This is a genomic window from Burkholderia sp. GW821-FHT14F03, from assembly GCF_058803765.1.
On record NZ_JBXAPG010000153.1, the window covers coordinates 1 to 641 of the forward strand.

Below are 641 nucleotides of genomic sequence, written 5' to 3' on the forward strand. Positions count from 1 at the left end.
AGCACGGCGCTGACGATGCCGTAGGTCAACAGCACCGCGCCCAGCGCCGCCGCGCCTGCGCGCATCGGCGTCCACCAGCGCCTGCGCGCGCGCGCCGGGGTGATCAGCCCGGTGCCGAGCGGCTCGGGCGGCACGTGATGCCAGATCAGCGCATGCAGCTGCGAACGCAGGTCCTGCAGCAGCACGTCGCCGCGATCGAGCACGCGGTAGCGGCCCTGCCAGCCGAGCGACAGGATCAGCTCGTAGAACGCGAGGAGGCGGATGGGCGGATCGTCCGCCTTCATCCAGCGGCCGAGATCGGAAAACGCGTCCTCGCCGCCCCACGCATCGTCGTGGAACTCGACCAGCAGGCTGCGCTCCCCGTCGTAGAGCACTTGCGAGGCGGCGCGCGCGATGTCGCTGACGTTCTCGTCCAGATACGTGCACAGCAGATACGAAGCGTCGCGGATCTGCTCCCACTCGCAGCCCGAGCCGGCCAGCCGCTCGCGGTACAGCCGCACTTCGAGGCCGAGCTGGGTGCGCACCGTCGACTGGTCGGGCGGGCCGTCCGCGAGATGCCGCTGCAATTGCAGGATCGCGGGCAGCGCGTGCGACACGAACGGATTGCTCCAGTTGGCCGACTGCTGGCCGGCCTTCAGGAT

1 protein-coding gene is annotated in these 641 nt (G+C 70.2%); it reads right to left on the reverse strand.

Annotated features, from left to right (window positions below; genetic code table 11):
- A partial coding sequence (gene icmH, locus AC1RQF_RS33470; RefSeq protein ID WP_492874426.1) for a type IVB secretion system protein IcmH/DotU occupies positions 1–641 on the reverse strand: 641 nt, incomplete at both ends.